The organism is Streptomyces sp. NBC_01116 (assembly GCF_041435495.1).
Classification (GTDB): domain Bacteria; phylum Actinomycetota; class Actinomycetes; order Streptomycetales; family Streptomycetaceae; genus Streptomyces.
Window position 1 is genome coordinate 2091277 of sequence record NZ_CP108644.1, and the last position, 16635, is coordinate 2107911.

Annotated in this window: 14 protein-coding genes; 7 read left to right on the forward strand and 7 right to left on the reverse strand. The window is 73.6% G+C overall.

The genetic code is table 11. The annotated features are described in order from the left end of the window. Nucleotides 1-208: 208 nt before the first annotated feature. The gene (locus OG245_RS09130) at nt 209-2452 is read left to right on the forward strand and encodes a tetratricopeptide repeat protein (RefSeq protein WP_371623015.1); all 2244 of its coding nucleotides are present in this window, start codon (nt 209-211) and stop codon (nt 2450-2452) included. Between the two features lie 195 nt (nt 2453-2647). On the opposite strand, the gene OG245_RS09135 is transcribed toward OG245_RS09130, so the two are convergent. From OG245_RS09135 to OG245_RS09155, 5 genes are all read right to left on the reverse strand, one after another. Further along, on the reverse strand, nt 2648-5797 hold the full coding sequence (locus OG245_RS09135) for an efflux RND transporter permease subunit (protein ID WP_371623016.1): 3150 nt from the start codon (nt 5795-5797) through the stop codon (nt 2648-2650). Nucleotides 5798-5976: 179 nt separating this feature from the next. Beyond that, nucleotides 5977-6720, reverse strand: a complete 744-nt coding sequence (locus OG245_RS09140) for a response regulator (RefSeq protein WP_371623017.1) — start codon at nt 6718-6720, stop codon at nt 5977-5979. Next, the gene (locus OG245_RS09145; protein ID WP_371623018.1) at nt 6717-8000 is read right to left on the reverse strand and encodes a sensor histidine kinase; all 1284 of its coding nucleotides are present in this window, start codon (nt 7998-8000) and stop codon (nt 6717-6719) included. The genes OG245_RS09140 and OG245_RS09145 overlap by 4 nt, the downstream gene beginning before the upstream one ends. Before the next feature lie 157 nt (nt 8001-8157). Further along, nucleotides 8158-8436 carry a hypothetical protein gene (locus tag OG245_RS09150; RefSeq protein ID WP_371623019.1) on the reverse strand — a complete coding sequence of 93 codons (279 nt, stop codon included), beginning with the start codon at nt 8434-8436 and terminating at the stop codon, nt 8158-8160. Between the two features lie 9 nt (nt 8437-8445). Further along, nucleotides 8446-9231, reverse strand: coding sequence for a PspA/IM30 family protein (locus OG245_RS09155; RefSeq protein ID WP_371623020.1), 786 nt, complete (start codon nt 9229-9231; stop codon nt 8446-8448). Between the two features lie 319 nt (nt 9232-9550). Between OG245_RS09155 and OG245_RS09160 the strand changes: the two genes are divergently transcribed. The 3 genes from OG245_RS09160 (at nt 9551) to OG245_RS09170 (ending at nt 12109) form a co-directional block, all read left to right on the forward strand. Then, nucleotides 9551-10150, forward strand: a complete 600-nt coding sequence (locus OG245_RS09160) for a DUF3043 domain-containing protein (RefSeq protein ID WP_371623021.1) — start codon at nt 9551-9553, stop codon at nt 10148-10150. Between the two features lie 98 nt (nt 10151-10248). Then, nucleotides 10249-10941, forward strand: a complete 693-nt coding sequence (locus OG245_RS09165) for a methyltransferase domain-containing protein (RefSeq protein ID WP_371627845.1) — start codon at nt 10249-10251, stop codon at nt 10939-10941. A 79-nt stretch (nt 10942-11020) separates the two neighbouring features. Next, nucleotides 11021-12109 carry a S1C family serine protease gene (locus OG245_RS09170; protein WP_371623022.1) on the forward strand — a complete coding sequence of 363 codons (1089 nt, stop codon included), beginning with the start codon at nt 11021-11023 and terminating at the stop codon, nt 12107-12109. An 82-nt stretch (nt 12110-12191) separates the two neighbouring features. Here OG245_RS09170 and OG245_RS09175 read toward each other — a convergent pair whose 3' ends face one another. Next, entirely contained in the window at nt 12192-12401 is a 210-nt protein-coding gene (locus OG245_RS09175) for a hypothetical protein (RefSeq protein ID WP_356569109.1), read from the reverse strand. A gap of 79 nt (nt 12402-12480) precedes the next feature. Here OG245_RS09175 and OG245_RS09180 point away from each other — a divergent pair, with 79 nt between their 5' ends. The 3 genes from OG245_RS09180 (at nt 12481) to OG245_RS09190 (ending at nt 15943) form a co-directional block, all read left to right on the forward strand. Next, a complete protein-coding gene (locus OG245_RS09180; RefSeq protein WP_371623023.1) occupies nt 12481-13683 on the forward strand; it encodes a bifunctional adenosylcobinamide kinase/adenosylcobinamide-phosphate guanylyltransferase in 1203 nt (400 codons plus the stop codon). A 194-nt stretch (nt 13684-13877) separates the two neighbouring features. Further along, entirely contained in the window at nt 13878-14996 is a 1119-nt protein-coding gene (cobT, locus tag OG245_RS09185) for a nicotinate-nucleotide--dimethylbenzimidazole phosphoribosyltransferase (protein ID WP_371623024.1), read from the forward strand. A gap of 182 nt (nt 14997-15178) precedes the next feature. Beyond that, nucleotides 15179-15943 carry a hypothetical protein gene (locus OG245_RS09190; protein ID WP_371623025.1) on the forward strand — a complete coding sequence of 255 codons (765 nt, stop codon included), beginning with the start codon at nt 15179-15181 and terminating at the stop codon, nt 15941-15943. On the opposite strand, the gene OG245_RS09195 is transcribed toward OG245_RS09190, so the two are convergent. Continuing rightward, a complete protein-coding gene (locus OG245_RS09195) occupies nt 15841-16605 on the reverse strand; it encodes a hypothetical protein (protein ID WP_371623026.1) in 765 nt (254 codons plus the stop codon). The genes OG245_RS09190 and OG245_RS09195 overlap by 103 nt on opposite strands. Between the last annotated feature and the right edge of the window lie 30 nt (nt 16606-16635).

A 16635-nucleotide genomic window follows, 5' to 3' on the forward strand; every position in this document is an offset into this window, starting at 1 on the left:
ACGGGGATGAGCCGGCGTACCGCCTGTCCCTCGGCGCGCGCCGCGTACCGGCAGGAACGTTCCGGTGGAGCCGGTTCTCCCATACGGCGGCCGTCGACACCACCGCGTAACTACGCTGCTACTCACCGCAGCGAAAGCTTCGCGCGGGCGGGACCGGCGAGGCCCGGTGGGGCCGAGCGGAACGAACAGCGAGAACGGTGGGGCGGGCATGGGTTACGAGGACCGCGGGACGGGCGTCGGCGACGAGGCGCGGGGAGCGGGCGCGGGGCACGGGGCGCGGCAGGAGGTGCGGCGGGAGGACGCCGCCGACGACGCGTCGGCGCGTGCCGGAGAGGCGCGTGCGGAGCTGGCGCGTGCGGAGGAGGAGGTGCGCGGCCTGCGGGCCGCCGCCGAGCAGGACCCCGGCGGCGACACGCCCCTGCTGGCGGGGGCCCTGCACCGGCTCTCGAACCTGCTCTCCGCCGCCGGGGACCGCACCGGCGCGCTGCCCCCGGCGAAGGAGGCCGCGCGGATCTACGCCGAGCTCGGCATGAAGCGCCCCGGCGACTTCCAGGCGGAGCTGGCCCTGGCCATGGGCGCCCTGGGCGACCGCGTCGCCGACACCGGGGACCCGGCGGCCGCCGTGCCGTTCGCGAAGCAGGCCGTGCGGCTCCAGCGCGAGCTGGTCGAGGAGGAGCAGCCGGGCGCGTCCGTCCCGGCGCTCGCCGCGTACCTCCTGACCTGTGCCACGCGCCTGGCGGGCGCCGGAGAGGTCGTGGAGGCCGTGCCCCGTGCCGAGGAGGCGGTCGGCCTCCTCCGCGGCCTCGCCGAGGAGGATCCGGCGGCCTTCCTCCCCCGGCTCGCCGAGGCTCTCCACGCCCTCGGCGGCCACCGTGCGGCCGTGAGCGACGCCTCCGGGGCGGTCGAAGCGGCCGAGGAGGCCTGCGGCCTCTTCCGCGCGCTCCCGGCCGAGCGGCCGGACGTCATCCGTCCGGAGCTGGCCGCGGCGCTCGACGGCCTGGCCGGTCACCTGGACAAGGCCGGTGAGGCGGGGGCGGGTCTGCGGGTGGCGGAGGAAGCCGTCGCCCTGTACCGCGAGTCGGCCGCGCGGCGCCCCGCGGTCTTCCGGCCCGGCCTCGCCGCCGCCCTGCGCACCCTCGCCCGGTGCCTGGCCGGCACCGGCGACCCGCAGGGGGCCCTGCCCCCGGCGCGGGAGGCCGTCGACCTCCTGCGTGAACAGGGGGACGCGGTCCTGGCCGATCTGGCCGACTCCCTCCAGGTGCTCGGCACCTACGTGGAGCTGAACGGGGACGCCGAGGGGGCGGTGGAGGCGTTCTGGGAGGCGGTGGCCCTCCACCGGTCCCTGGCACTGGAGGTCCCCGGCGCCCCCGACGCCGCCCTGGTCTCAGCCCTCGACGACCTGGCCCGGGCACTGGCCCGTACCGGCGAGCACGCGGCGGCGATCGAGGAGTTCGACGAGACCGTCAAGGAGTTCGCCGGGGCCGGCCCGGAGGCCGCCCGGCGTCTGGTCGTGGAGCGGAGCGCCTTCCTGCTGCGCTGCCCGGCCCCCTGGCCCGCGACCGGGGTGAGCGAGCTGGTGAACTGGCTCGACGAGGACGCGGAGAGGACCGGCGGCGCGGACACCGTGACCGTACGGGCCCGGCAGGCGCTGCGCGCGTACGGTGACACGGCGGCGGTGCACACGGCCTGGGAGGACGAGACCTTCACGCCCGTGCCGGACTGGCTCGCGCTGTCGCCGGGGACGCTGGATCTCGTCGTCGCGTGGATGTTCGCGCCCGACTGGCCGCGCTCACGCGACTTCTGGTCCGAGCATGCCGAGGCCCTGGGCGGTGAACAGGCGGCGTCGGCCCTGGACGAACTGGCCGTGCTGGACCCGCACGGCGCGCGGCGGCACGCCCTGCTCCGTGAGGCCGTCCTCGCCCACGGGGTGACCGCCGCCTACGATCCGCTGATCCTGCGGGAGCAGTTGGCCCAGTGGCTGGAGTGCGCGGACTGGACGGAGTCGCGGGCCTACCTGGAGGAGCACCCGCGCCTGCTGACCGTCCAGCCGCCCGACGACACCCCGCTGGCCCATGTCGCGATGCTGGACATCGGCCGCACCGAGGGGCTGGACGCCGCGTACCGCCTGGTCGAGGACCGTGAGGCCCTCCAGGCGTACGTGGACCGGGCGTTGGAGGCCGGGAACGGCGTCGCGCTGATGCACGGCGGGGGCATCGAGGGCCAGGTCTTCGGCGACCGGCTCTCCTCGCTCACCCACGCGCAGGTGGCCCTGGTGCTCGCGGGGGCCACCGAGGGCTTCGAACCGGACGACCTGGCGGCGCTCCTGCACAAGGCGTCCGAGGAGACCCGGTCCCGGCTGGTGCGGGAGACGGCCGCCCTCGGCGCCCGCCACCCCGACCCGCACGGGAGGACATGGGACCGGATCATCCAGGCGCTGGGCGGGGACGTCTGAGGGGTCAGCGGCCCGCCGGCGACGGCGGGCCCGCCGGCCGGACCGGGCGAGGTGGGAGCGGCCGGACCTTCCAGCCGCACCAGGACGGTGCGGGAAGGTTTCTGGCCGCACCCCGGTGGCCCGGCCACCACCCGGGGAACGGCGAGGGGGCCCGCCCCATGCGCATGCGCGGGACGGGCCCCCTCGGCTTCCGGGTCAGGCCTTCGCCGGCTCGGCCTCGCGGGCCTCCTCCGGCTCCGCCCGGTCCGGCACGCCCGTCTTCGCGGCGCGCTTGGCCGCCTTCTTCTTGGCGCGGCGCTCCTTGCGCAGCTCGACCATCGCGTACAGCGTCGGCACCAGCAGCAGGGTCAGCAGCGTGGAGCTGATCAGACCGCCGATCACCACGACGCCCAGCGGCTGCGAGATGAAGCCGCCTTCGCCGGTGACGCCGAGCGCCATCGGGAGCAGGGCGAAGATGGTCGCGAGTGCCGTCATGATGATCGGGCGGAAACGGTGGCGGCCGCCCTCGATGACGGCTTCCACGATCCCGAGGCCCTGGGCGCGGTACTGGTTGATCAGGTCGATCAGCACGATCGCGTTGGTGACCACGATGCCGATGAGCATCAGCATGCCGATCATCGCGGGGACGCCCAGCGGGGTGCCCGTGATGAGCAGGAGGGCCAGCGCGCCGGTCGCCGCGAACGGGACGGAGACCAGCAGGATCAGCGGCTGGACGAGCGACCGGAACGTGGCCACCAGCAGCATGAAGACGATCGCGATGGCCGCCAGCATGGCGAGGCCGAGCTGCGCGAAGGCTTCGTTCTGGTCCTCGCTGACGCCGCCGATGGTGGCGGTGGCGCCCTCCGGCAGGTCCAGGGCGTCGATCTTCTTGGCGAGATCGGTGCTGACCGCGCCGGTGTTGTCGCCGACGGGCTTGGCGGTGATCGTCGCCGATCGCTGTCCGTCGATCCGGGTCATCGAGACCGGTCCGGGGACCACCTTCACGTCGGCGATGTCACCGAGCCGGACCGGGCCGAGCGGCAGGGCCTTCAGCTCGGCCATGGTGGCGGCCGGGGTGGACGAGCGGATGACGACGTCGCGCTCGGTGTCGTCGAGCGTCGCCGTGCCGGCCGGCGTGCCGCGCACGGCTCCGGCGACGACGCCGCCCAGCGTGGCGGAGTCGAATCCGGCGGCGGCCGCCTTGTCGTTGGCGGTGACCGAGATGCGCGGGACGCTCTGCGCCAGGTCGCTCTGGACGTCGGTGACGTCCTCGATGGTGTCGACCTCGGTGCGGACCGCCTCGGCGGCCTTCTTCAGGACGTCGCCGTCGGCGGCCTTGACCACGACGCTCAGGTCCTGGGAGCCGAAGCCGTCGCCGGCGGCGATGGTGGTGTCACCGATGCCGTCGAGCTTGCCGAGGGCCTCGTCGATGCGGTCCTGGGCGTCCTCGTAGTCCGCGGCGTCCTTCAGGGTGACCTGGTAGGAAGCCTGGTTGGCGCCCGTGCCGCCGCCGAAGGCGGCCATGAAGCCGGAGGAGCCGACGGTGACCTGGTAGTCCTTGACGCCCTTGTCCTGCGCGATGACCTTCTCGACCTTGCGGGCCGCCTCGTCGGCGGCTTCCAGGCTGGTGCCGGGGGTCAGCTCCTGCTTGACGGTCAGCACCTCCTGCTCACCGGCGTCGAAGAAGTTCGTCTTCAGCAGCGGGACCATCCCGAAGGTGCCGAGGAGCACGGCGACGGCGATGACGAGGCTGGTGACCCGGCGACGGGTCGCGAAGCGCAGGACCGGGACGTAGAACCGCTGGAGCTTGCTGGCCGCTTCCTTCTCCTCCGCGAGGCGGCGGGCCTCGGCCGCGTCCTCGGGGGTGCCCTTGGGCGCGCGCAGGAACCAGTACGACAGCACCGGCACCACGGTGAGCGAGACCAGCAGGGAGGCCAGCAGCGCCGCGGTGATGGTCAGCGAGAACGAGCCGAAGAGCTGGCCGACCATGCCGCCGACCAGACCGATGGGCAGGAAGACGGCGACGGTGGTGAGGGTGGCGGAGGTGACCGCTCCGGCGACCTCCTTGACCGCGGTGATGATCGCCGCGTGGCGCTCCTCGCCGTAGCCGAGGTGGCGCTTGATGTTCTCCAGGACCACGATCGAGTCGTCGACGACCCGGCCGATGGCGATGGTGAGCGCGCCGAGCGTGAGCATGTTGAGCGACAGGTCGCGGGTCCAGAGCACGATCAGCGCGAGGACGATCGAGAGCGGGATGGAGACCGCGGTGACCAGCGTCGAGCGGATCGAGGCGAGGAAGACCAGGATCACGACGACCGCGAAGACCAGGCCGAGCGCGCCCTCCGTGGTCAGGCCCGAGATCGACTTGGAGACGGCGGGGCCCTGGTCGGAGACGACCGTCACCTCCGCGCCCGCACCGAGGTCCTTGCGGAGGTCGGGGAGCTTGTCCTTGACGGCGTCCGAGATGGTGACGGCGCTGCCGTCCTTGTCCATCGTCGCCATCACGGCGAGGCTCGGCTTGCCGTTGGTGCGGGTGATGGAGACCGCCGTGGACGGCTCCTGCCTCACCTCGGCCACGTCACCGAGGCGCACCGGCTTTCCGGGCTCCCCGCCCGCCGGGTCCTTGGCGACGACCTGGAGGTCCTCGATCTGCTTCAGCGAGGTGTAGGCGCCGCCGACCTGGATGGTGCGGCTCTTGCCGGACTCGGAGAAGGAACCGGCCGGCACGGTGGCGCCGCCCGTCTGGAGGGCCTGGGCGAGCGTGCCCGCGTTCAGACCGGCCGCGGCGAGCTTCTTGTCGTCGGGGACGACGGAGACCTGGAGGTCCCGCACGCCGTCCACCGTGACCTGGCCGACGCCGTCGATGTCCTCCAGGGCCGGGACGACGGTGCGGTCGAGCTGGTCGGCCAGGACCTGCTGGTCCTTGTCGGAGGTGACGGCGAGGACGACGGTCGGGATGTCGTCCGTGGAGCCGGCCACGACCTGTGGGTCGACACCGTCGGGCAGCTGGGCGCGGGCCCGGTTCACCGCCTGCTGGATGTCGGCGACGAGCTGCTTGGTGCCCTCGTCGCCGAAGTCGAAGGTCGCCATGATGAGGGCGTTGCCCTCGCTGGCGGTGGAGGTGATGCCCTCGACGCCGTCGACGGCCTTGAGCGAGTTCTCCAGCGGCTCGACGACCTGCTTCTCGACCACATCGGGAGACGCACCCTGGTAGGGCGCCAGCACCGAGACCATCGGCAGTTCGATGGTGGGCAGCAGCTGCTGTTTGAGCTGCGGGATCGCTATCGCGCCGAAGACCAGCGCGACGATCGAGATCAGCCCGATCAGGGCCCTTTGCGCGAGGCTGAATCTGGACAGCCAGGACATGGGTGGGTCTCTCTTCTGTGGCGTACGCGGCAGAGGGCGGGGAGGGAAACAGAGGGACACCTCCAGCCCAGTCCTACGATCTCCGCTCCGCGCCGCCGAAACGTCGCCCCCCGGGCTGCTTTCTTATGCCGCGCATACCGCAGGTGGAGTACGCCGCAGTACGCCGGAACGCCACCCGGTCACTCCGCCCGGGGACGCACCAGGCCCGATTCGTAGGCGATTACCACCAATTGGGCCCGGTCCCGGGCTCCCAGCTTCGCCATCGCACGGTTCACATGGGTCTTGACGGTGAGCGGGCTGACCGCGAGCCGCTCGGCGATCTGGTCGTTGGAGTGGCCGCCCGCGACCAGCACCAGCACCTCGCGTTCGCGGCCGGTGAGCGCCGCCAGCCGCTCGGCGTACTCCGCGCTGTCCGGCCCCTCCCCCGAGCTGCCGCCCTGGGCCAGGAACGTGGCGATGAGCCCCTTGGTCGCCGCCGGGGAGAGCAGCGCCTCGCCGGCCGCGGCGATCCGGATGGCGTTGAGGAGCTCGTCCGGCTCCGCGCCCTTGCCGAGGAAGCCGGAGGCTCCGGCGCGCAGCGACTGGACCACGTACTCGTCGACCTCGAAGGTGGTGAGCATGACCACCCGCACCTCGGACAGCTCCGGGTCGGCGCTGATCATGCGGGTGGCGGCGAGTCCGTCGGTGCCCGGCATCCGGATGTCCATGAGCACCACGCCGGCCCCCGTGGCACGGGCCAGCTCGACGGCCTCGGCCCCGTCGGCGGCCTCGCCGACCACTTCCATGTCCGGCTCGGAGTCCACCAGCACCCGGAACGCGCTGCGCAGCAGCGCCTGGTCGTCGGCGAGCAGCACCTTGATGGGAGCCCGCGGCACGGCCGTCGGTTCCGGTGCCGTCGTCGGTTCCGGTGTCGGCTGGGTCATCGGCAGAGCCCCGTCCCGCCCGCTGTGCCCGGCCGCTCCGGTTCACCCGTGCGGGCCTCGACCGGAAGGATCGCATGGACCCGGAAGCCGCCGCCGTACCGAGGCCCCGCGGTGAGGGCCCCGCCGAGGGCGGTGACGCGCTCGCGCATGCCGACCAGGCCGTGGCCGCCGCTGTCGAGGTCGTCGTCGGCTCCGGAGCCGGGCCGCCGGGCGGCGCTCCCCCGGCCGTTGTCGAGCACGGTGACCTCGGCGGTGGCGCCCACCCGTACGACGCTCACCTCGGCCCTGGCCCCGGCGCCCGCGTGCTTGCGGACGTTGGTCAGGGCCTCCTGGATGACCCGGTACGCGGCCAGGTCGACGGCGGCGGGCAGCCGGTTCCCGTGGTCGGAGCCCGCCACCTCGACGGGGAGCCCGGCGTTGCGGAAGGTGTCGACCAGCTCGCCGAGCACGGCGAGCCCGGGGGCCGGTTCGGTGGGCGCCTCGGGGTCGCCCTGCTGGCGCAGGAGGCCGACGGTGACCCGGAGTTCGTTGAGCGCGGAGCGGCTGGCGTCGCGGACGTGGGCGAGCGCTTCCTTGGCCTGGTCCGGGCGCTTGTCCATGACGTGGGCGGCGACCCCGGCCTGGACGTTGACCAGGGCGATGTGGTGGGCGACGACGTCGTGGAGGTCCCGGGCGATCCGCAGCCGCTCCTCGGCGACCCGGCGGCGGGCCTCCTCCTCGCGGGTGCGCTCGGCCCGCTCGGCGCGCTCCCGGATGGCGTCGACGAACGCCCGTCGGCTGCGTACCGCGTCCCCGGCGGCCCCCGCCATCCCGGTCCAGGCGAACACGCCGAGGTTCTCCTGGCTGTACCAGGGCGTCGAGCCGAAGAACATGGAGGCCGCCGTGAGCGCCCCCATGGTCAGCAGCCCGACCCGCCAGGTGGTGGGGCGGTCGGTGCGCGAGGCGACGGTGTAGAGGGCGATGACCGTGCTCATGACGACCGGGGCGGGCGGGTCCATCAGGCTGTACTCGGTGGCCGAGAGGGCCCCGGTGGCGGCGAGCACCGCCATCGGACGCCGTCGCCGCAGGACCAGCGCCACGGCGGCGAGAACCATCAGGAGCACGCTGAACGGCTCGGGGGTCCGGGTGCCGAAGGTCGGCCCGTGTCCGGTGCCCGGGTCCGCGAACGATCCGGCGATCATCGCGACGAGCGAGCCGAGGGCGAGGGTCGCGTCGAACGCGAGGGGATGGTCCCGGAGCCAGCGGCGGGCGCACGCGAAGCCGGACGAGAGGGTGGTCACGTCCAGCTACGGTACGCGGCCGGTCGTCGAGGGGCGGAGCCCTCCCGGGGCAGCGGGCGGGAACGCCCCTGCCCCGCGTCCGGCGGACCGGGCGCGGGGCAGGGGTGCGGGGTGCTGGTGCGGCGTTCCACGGGCGCGGCGGGGCCGGCCCGTGGATTCAGTTGGGGATGAGCCCGTCGTCGCTGAGCATGGCGGTGACGTCTTCCAGGGTGGCGTCGGGCGCCGGCAGGATCAGCTCGGACGGCTCCAGGGAGTCGTCCGGCAGCGGAGTGCCGAGCTCGCGCACCTTGTCCAGGAGCGCGTGGAGGGTCTCGCGAAAGCCGGGGCCGTCGCCGCTCTCCATCTCCTTGAGCAGGACGTCGTCGAGCTCGTTCAGCTCGACGAAGTGACTGTCGGCCAGCTTGACCTGGCCCTCCCCCATGATCCGTACGATCATGACGCTGCCTTACTGCTTGTCGAACTTGTGCGGGGACGACTGCTGCGACTGCTGCGCGCTGTCCTGCGCGCCGCCTTCGATGGCCTGCTGCGAGGACGAGGAGCCGCCGGCCAGCTCGGCCTTCATGCGCTGCAGCTCCAGCTCCACATCGCTGCCGCCGGAGATCCGGTCCAGCTCGGCGGCGATGTCGTCCTTCGCCGTGCCGGTCGGGTCGTCCAGGGCGCCGGAGGCGAGCAGCTCGTCGATGGCGCCGGCCCGCGCCTGGAGCTGCTGCGTCTTGTCCTCGGCCCGCTGGATCGCGAGCCCCACGTCGCCCATCTCCTCGGAGATGCCGGTGAAGGCCTCGCCGATGCGGGTCTGGGCCTGGGCCGCCGTGTAGGTGGCCTTGATGGTCTCCTTCTTCGTGCGGAAGGCGTCGACCTTGGCCTGGAGGCGCTGGGCCGCGAGGGTGAGCTTCTCCTCCTCGCCCTGCAGCGTGGTGTGCTGCGTCTCCAGGTCGGTGACCTGCTGCTGGAGAGCCGCACGCCGGGACAGCGCTTCACGCGCCAAGTCCTCGCGGCCCAGCGCCAGCGCCTTGCGGCCCTGGTCCTCCAGCTTGGACGACTGGCCCTGCAGCTGGTTCAGCTGCAGCTCCAGGCGCTTGCGGGACGTCGCCACGTCGGCGACGCCGCGGCGCACCTTCTGAAGCAGCTCCAGCTGCTTCTGGTACGAGTAGTCGAGGGTCTCGCGCGGATCCTCGGCCCGGTCAAGGGCCTTGTTTGCCTTCGCGCGGAAGACCATCCCCATACGCTTCATGACACCGCTCATGGGCTTCGCGCGCCCCCTTCTGACGGACTGAGCTTCCAGCACTCCCGATAGAACCCACAGTACGGGCCCTGTCTCTATTACCGCACTGTTCGGACGTCGATGTGCTCCTCCCCAAGGACGACTGCACCCCGTGGACACTCCCGCCCAGGGTGTAGGTGAGGCCCGGAACATTCCCGTGACGAACGCGGTAACGGGCGGTTGACACCCGTATCGACCCGTCGGGACACCGATGGGGACGCCGTCCGTTGCCGGATCGTTCCCGCCCGGGTCGCCGGGCCCGCGCGGCGACCCCGTACCCTTGGGTTTTGTGTTCCGTAGCCGTGCCAAGACAGAGAAGGCCCCCACCGACAAGGTGACGGCGGACCTCTCCCAGCAGCCCCGCGACCCGCAGGCTCCCAAGGGTCGCCCCACCCCCAAGCGCAGCGAGGCCCAGACGCAGCGCCGTCGTGCCGCGTCCAGTGCGCCGACCGACCGCAAGGCGGCCATGAAGCGCCAGCGCGAAGCGCGCCGCGCCGACCTGGCCCGGCAGCGTGAGGCGCTCGCGTCGGGCGACGAGCGCTACCTCCCGGTCCGCGACAAGGGCCCGGTCAGGCGCTTCGTCCGCGATTACGTGGACTCGCGCTTCTGCATCGCCGAGTGGTTCCTGCCGCTCGCCGTGATCATCCTGATCCTCAGCGTGATCCAGGTGCAGAACATCCAGAGCATCTCCCTGCTGCTCTGGCTCGGCGTGATCATCCTGATCGTGATCGACTCGATCGGTATCTCGATCCGCCTGAAGAAGGAGCTGCGCGAGCGCTTCCCGGACACGCCGAAGCGCGGAGCCGTGGCGTACGGCCTGATGCGCACGCTCCAGATGCGCCGGCTGCGGCTTCCGAAGCCGCAGGTCAAGCGCGGAGAGCGGCCCTGAGCACGGAGGCCTCCGGCTTCACCGGGGTCTCCTCGGCGTGGCTGGCAGGTCTCGGCGGCGTACGCAACCGGGTCCGCCAGGAGCTCGTCGCGCGGCAGCTGGACGAGCAGATAGCCGGACGGTTCCCGGTGGGGCGGCGGCTGCGCGTCCTGGACGTCGGCATGGGCCAGGGCACCCAGGCGCTGCGCCTGGCGCGGGCCGGTCACTCGGTGACCGGTCTGGAGTCGGACGCCGGGATGCTGACGGCGGCCCGCGCGTCCCTGGCGACCGAGCCCGAGGGCATCCGGGAGCGGGTCAGGCTCATCGAGGGCGACGGCCGGGACACCGGCGTGCACTTCCTGCCCGGCAGCTTCGACGTGGTGCTCTGCCACGGCGTGCTGATGTACGTCGAGGAGCCCGACCCGATGCTGGCCGGGCTCGCCCGGATGCTGGCCCCCGGCGGGCTGCTCTCCCTGCTCGTGCGGAACGCGGACGCGCTCGCGATGCGCCCGGGACTGGCCGGCGACTTCGGCACGGCCCTGACCGCCTTCGACACCGCCACGTACACCAACCGCCTCGGCCTCACGGTGCGGGCCGACCGGCTCGACGCGCTGCGGGCCACGCTCGCGGGCATCGCCGCGCCCCTGCACGCCTGGTACGGGGTGCGGGTCTTCACGGACAACGTCGGCAACGACGTGGAGCTGCCGGCCGAGGAGCTGGAGCGGGTCCTGACCCTGGAGGACCGGGCCGGGCGGACCGACCCCTACCGGGGTGTGGCGGCGCTGCTGCACCTGTGCGGCGTGCGCGGCTGACGCGGGTCACGTCACGGGGCCGGGCCCGTTCGGCTCATCAGTTCGGGCACCCGGACGGGGCGGGCCCCAGACTCCGGATATGGACGTATCCCCTTTCCGCGGCCGGGCGCGCGGGCTGCTGCTTCCCCTGTCCGCGGCCGTCTGCGCCATCGCCCTGGCGGGCGGCTGCTCCGGTACGGGTCCGGCGGCTCCCGCCCCCGAGGCCAGTGCGTCCGGTACGGCGCAGGGTTCGGCGAAGCGCGCCCCCGACGATCTGGAGAACGCCTACCAGGACGTCATCAACGACGTACTGCCCTCGGTGGTGCAGATCGACGCCTCGGAGGGCCTCGGTTCCGGGGTCGTCTACGACGGCAAGGGGCACATCGTCACCAACGCCCATGTGGTCGGGGACGAGAAGACGTTCAAGGTCAGCGTCGCCACCGGGGAGGCGGTCCTGAGCGCCTCGCTGGTCTCCTCCTACCCGGACCAGGACCTGGCCGTGATCAAGCTCGACGAGGTGCCCGACGGGCTGAAGCCGGCGACGTTCGGCGACGCGGAGAAGGTCGAGGTGGGGCAGATCGTGCTGGCGATGGGCTCGCCGCTCGGCCTGTCCAGCAGCGTCACCCAGGGCATCGTCTCGGCGCTCGGCCGGACCGTCAGCGAGAGCCGGGCGGGCGGCGGCACGGGCGCGACGATCGCCAACATGGTGCAGACGTCCGCGGCGATCAACCCGGGCAACAGCGGTGGGGCGCTCGTCAACCTCGACAGCGAGGTGATCGGCATTCCGACCCTCGCGGCGACCGACCCGCAGATGGGCGACAGCGCGGCTCCGGGCATCGGCTTCGCGATCCCCGTCTCGATGGTGAAGACGGTCGCCGACCAGATCATCAAGGACGGCAAGGTCACCGATTCGGGCCGGGCCGCGCTGAACATCACGGGCCGCACGGTCGTCGACGACAACTACCGCCCCGCCGGGGTGGCGCTGGTCAGCGTGGACCGGGGCGGCGCGGCGGACGACGCGGGGCTGAGGCCCGGGGACACCATCACGAGGATCGAGGACAGCGAGGTCACCACGATCACCTCGCTGTCCGAGGCGCTGGCGGGTGACAAGCCCGGTCAGAAGGTGACCGTGACGTACACGCGCGACGGCGACAGCCGGACGGCGGAGGTCACGCTCGGGGAGATCTGAGGGCGCGGGGCGGCGGAAGGGCGGGTGGTGCGGGAAGGCTCCCGCACCACCCGCCCTTCCGCCGCCCGCTCCGGTCCGTGGGTCAGGCGCTGTCGGCCTGCAGGCTCATCGGGCCGTAGATCTTGGTGGTGTCCTCGAAGAGCGTCACCTGTGCGGCGCCGCCCTCCAGGAGTTCCTTCCAGAACTCACCGATCCAGGACTCCGCGTCGCCCTGGGTGGTGAACTCCTCCGGCTGCAGCGCCGGCTCCGTCTCCGTACCGTCGGACTTCTCGAACCGCCACGTCCACGCCATGCCAGTCTCCTTCAGTCACGTTGCTTCCCGAAGCGTAGCCGGACGCGCACCTCGCGCGGGGACACGGGAGGATCAAGGTGTGGAACTGACTCTGCTCGGCACCGGAGCCCCCGACGGGCTGCCGCGCCCCTCCTGTCCCTGCGCGTCCTGCGCCTCGGCCCGCGGCCCCTGGGCGCGGGCCGCGACGGCGCTGCTGGTCGACGACGCGCTGCTGCTGGACCTCACCCCCGGGGCGGTGTTCGCCGCCGCCCGTGCGGGGCGTTCGCTGGGCGCGGTCCGGCAGGTGCTGCTGACGCACCCGCACGACGGGCCCGCCGTCGAACTGCCCGCGCTGCTGCCACCGGCGGGCCGGGTGCCGGACGGCCAGGTCCTGACGCTGATCAGCGGGCACCGGGTGCGGGCGGTGGCGATGGACGCCCCGGGGACCGGGTACGAGGTGACCGGCCCGGAGGGCGAGCGGCTGCTGTACCTGCCGCCGGGAGCCGCCCCCTCCGGCCTGCCCGAACAGTCGGACCGGCCCCTGGACACGGTCGTCTGCGATGTGATCGGGCGGCCCGACGCGGTGGCCCGGCTGCGGTCGGCCGGAGCGGTCGGGCCGGCCACCGAGGTGATCGCGGTCCACCTGGACCACGACGCCCCGCCGGGCCCGGCGCTGGAGCGGCGGCTGGCGGCGGCCGGTGCGCGGGCGGTGCCGGACGGGACGACGCTGGCGGTGGGCGGGTACCACGCGGTGCCGGACGTGCCGCGCCGGGTGCTGGTGACGGGGGGCGCGCGGTCGGGGAAGTCGCTGGAGGCGGAGCAGCGCCTGGAGACGTTCCCGGAGGTGGTGTACGTGGCGACCGGCGGCCGCCGCGACGGGGACCCGGAGTGGGCGGCCCGGATCGGACTGCACCGGGAGCGCAGGCCCGGCGCCTGGCGGACCGAGGAGACCTGCGACATCGCGGAGCTGCTGCGGGCGGACGGGCCGCCGCTGCTGATCGACTGCCTGTCGCTGTGGCTGACCGACGCGATGGACCGGGTGGAGGCCTGGGAGGACGAGCGGTGGCACGACGGCGGCGGGACGGCGTTGCGGGAGCGGGTCGTGGAGCTGGTCGCCGCGGTGCGCGGGACCCGGCGGCCGGTGGTGCTGGTGACCAACGAGGTGGGGTCCGGGGTGGTGCCGGCGACGTCGGCGGGGCGGCGGTTCCGGGACGAGCTGGGGCGGCTGAACGCGGCGGTGGCGGCCGAGTGCGAGCAGGTGCTGCTGGTGGTGGCGGGGCAGGTGCTGGTGCTGCGGGGGTGAGGGGCGGCCTCGGGGGCGCCCCGGGCCGCCCTGCCTGCCGCCCTCTCCCGGTTCGCGGCACGGTTCTCGGGGTGGGCCGACCGGTACTGTTCCGGCTGGGGCCTGTCCGGTCGTGATCCGCCGGACACGCCCCGGGGGCCCGCCGCCGGGTTCCCGGACCGGACCCGACGTGACGACCCGCGAGGCAGACCTCCGTGAACCTGGACGACTTCTCCGACCTGATCCAACGCCCCGACGGGGGTGTGCGGCGCGATGCCGAGGAGCGGCGCGAGCGGCAGACCGTGCCCCCGGGGGCACTGGGACGGCTCGACGAGCTGGGCGAGTGGCTCAGCGCCGCGCAGCAGTCCGTGCCGGTCAGGGCCGTCGAGCAGCCGCGGCTGGTGCTCTTCGCCGGTGACCACGGGGTGGCGGAGCTGGGCGTCTCGGGCCGGCCCGCGGGAAGCGCGTACGAGCTGGTGCGGTCCGCCCTCGACGGGGCGAGCCCGGTCGCGGTGCTGGCGCGGCGCTTCTCGGTGCCGATGCGGATCGTGGACGTCTCCCTGGACTGCGATCCGGAGCTGCTGCCCGAGTCCGTGGTGCGGCACCGGGTGCGGCGGGGTTCGGGGCGGATCGACGTCGAGGACGCGATCAGCGCGGAGGAGGTCGAGCAGGCGGTCCGCCTGGGCATGGCGATCGCCGACGAGGAGGCGGATTCCGGCACCGACCTGGTGGTGCTCGGCGACCTCAGCGTGGGCGGCACCACGGCCGCGGCGACCCTGGTCGCGGCGCTCTGCGGAACGGACGCCTCCGTGGTGACCGGTCGTGGCGGGGCGGGCATCGACGACCTGGCGTGGATGCGCAAGTGCGCGGCGATCAGGGACGCGCTGCGCCGGGCCCGGCCGGTGCTCGGCGACCAGCTGGAGCTGCTGGCGACGTCGGGCGGGGCGGATCTGGCGGCGATGACGGGCTTCCTGTTGCAGAGCGCGGTGCGCCGGATGCCGGTGATCCTGGACGGGGTCGTCTCGGCGGCCTGCGCGCTGGTGGCGCAGCGGGCGGCGTTCCGGGCGCCGGACTGGTGGCTGGCCGGCCAGGTCAGCGGGGAGCCCGCGCAGACGAAGGCGCTGGACCGGATGGCGCTGACCCCGCTGCTGGACCACGGCGTGACGGTGGGCGGGGGCAGCGGCGCGCTGTTGGCGCTGCCGCTGGTGCAGGCGGCGGCGGCGCTGGCCGCCGAGCTGCCGGAGCGGGAACCGGAGAAGGCCGTGGACGGCGAGGACGCGGAGGACGCGGAGTCGGGGCCCCCGTCGGAGGCGGCGGCCCTCGACGGGGTCTGAGGCTCCCTCCCCGGCCCACCGCGCGGACGAGATCGGCATCACGCGGGTGTCGCTGAACGTCGCCGTGCCCCGGTCCGTCCTGGAGAGGGAGCGCGGTGTCGGCACGATCCTCCCCGGCACCGCGTACCGACGTCCGACCGACCGACCGGGGCCCGTTCCATGCTGTTGTCCGAGAAGAGCGGATGAGCCGTCTCCCGGCCCTGCGGCGGGCGGCGGCCCGGGAGTGGGGCCCGCTGTCCACGGCCGTACGGCGGGGGCTCGCCGGACGCGGTGTGCGGGCGCTCCCGCTGACGGCGGGCGCGGTGGCGCTGACCGCGACCGTGCAGGTGGTGCAGAACCGGGCCTGGGGCTACCCGCCGGTGCAGGGCCTCGGAGCCGTACGGGCCGAGGACCCGCTCCCGCTCGCCCTCCTGCGCACCCCGCTGTCCCTGTTCGTGCCGGCGCTCGATCTGCCGGTGTGGGGCGCGCTGGCCCAGATCCTGCTGGTGTTCGGCGTCGCGGAGGTCTGCCTGGGGCGGTGGCGGACGCTCGCGGTGGCGTACGCCGCGACGCTGGCGGGGACGCTGTACGCGCGCATCGGCGTCGCGCTCGGGCCGGAGACGTTCCTCGGGCTGCCCGCCTCCGACGCGCAGGTGGTGGACACCGGCCCTTCGGCGGCCGTCGTGGGGCTCGCGGTGTACGTCTGCCATCAGCGGCGGGCCTGGTTCACCGGGGCGCTGGTGGTCCTCGCGATGGTGGTGGAGGTCCTGGTCAAGGACAACCTGGCGGGCCGTGAGCATCTGGCCGCCGTCGCCGCCGTCCTGGTGGTGTGCCGCGTACGGGAGTGGCGCGGGCGGCGGCGCGTTCAGGACCGGGGCGCGGGCGGCGGCGGGACGCGGTCCGGGGCGCCGCCGATGAGGTCCTGGAACTTCCGGCGCGGTCCGGCCCAGCGCACGTCGTGGTGGTAGGCCCGCAGCAGGGCCCGGGAGCGGGCCCGGTGGCGGTGGCGGTAGAAGCGCCTGGCCCAGGGCGAGGTGGGGCGGGCCAGCCGGATCGCGCCGACCAGGGCGACGAACGGGACGAGGGTGCCGAGCACGGCCATCCGCAGCTTGCCCTTGAACAGGGCGATCAGGACGAAGCAGAAGTTGATCACGTAGGTCGTGATGAGGCTGAGCCTGCCCTGTTCCTCCTCGTCGGTGACGTCGTCGACGCCGAGCGGCGAGAAGCCGGCCAGGACCAGCCCGACCAGTGAGACGGTCAGCACGACCACCTCCACGCTCTGGCGGCCCTCCTCGGTCCAGTACACGTCGTCCAGATGCAGGATCAGCGCGAACTCGTCGAGCACCAGCCCCGCCCCGACCCCGAAGACCACCGCGAACAGTCCGGCGGCCACGCCGTGCCGTCCGCTGGCCACCGCGCCGAATCCGCCGACCACCGAGAGCACGACCCCGGGCACCACGTGGTGGATGTGCACCCCGCCCGGGGTGATGTTGCGGAACGGGCCCTTCCCGGCGCGGATCATGCGGGTGATGGTGCGGGTGATCGCGAAGGTCAGGACGAAGGCGGCCAGCGCGAGGAGCAGCGGCAGCTTGCCCGGCTCCGCGATGTTGTCGTGCCACCAGTGACCCATGCCACCCACTCCCGTTACGTATGGTTTCGC

What these genes read in the sequence shown, in the direction of transcription:
- OG245_RS09130 (WP_371623015.1), top strand. Translation starts at nt 209, where the DNA reads ATGGGTTACGAGGACCGCGGGACGGGCGTCGGCGACGAGGCGCGGGGA.
- OG245_RS09135 (WP_371623016.1), bottom strand. Translation starts at nt 5,797, where the DNA reads ATGTCCTGGCTGTCCAGATTCAGCCTCGCGCAAAGGGCCCTGATCGGG.
- OG245_RS09140 (WP_371623017.1), bottom strand. Translation starts at nt 6,720, where the DNA reads ATGACCCAGCCGACACCGGAACCGACGACGGCACCGGAACCGACGGCC.
- OG245_RS09150 (WP_371623019.1), bottom strand. Translation starts at nt 8,436, where the DNA reads ATGATCGTACGGATCATGGGGGAGGGCCAGGTCAAGCTGGCCGACAGT.
- OG245_RS09155 (WP_371623020.1), bottom strand. Translation starts at nt 9,231, where the DNA reads ATGAAGCGTATGGGGATGGTCTTCCGCGCGAAGGCAAACAAGGCCCTT.
- OG245_RS09170 (WP_371623022.1), top strand. Translation starts at nt 11,021, where the DNA reads ATGGACGTATCCCCTTTCCGCGGCCGGGCGCGCGGGCTGCTGCTTCCC.
- OG245_RS09175 (WP_356569109.1), bottom strand. Translation starts at nt 12,401, where the DNA reads ATGGCGTGGACGTGGCGGTTCGAGAAGTCCGACGGTACGGAGACGGAG.
- OG245_RS09190 (WP_371623025.1), top strand. Translation starts at nt 15,179, where the DNA reads ATGAGCCGTCTCCCGGCCCTGCGGCGGGCGGCGGCCCGGGAGTGGGGC.
- OG245_RS09195 (WP_371623026.1), bottom strand. Translation starts at nt 16,605, where the DNA reads ATGGGTCACTGGTGGCACGACAACATCGCGGAGCCGGGCAAGCTGCCG.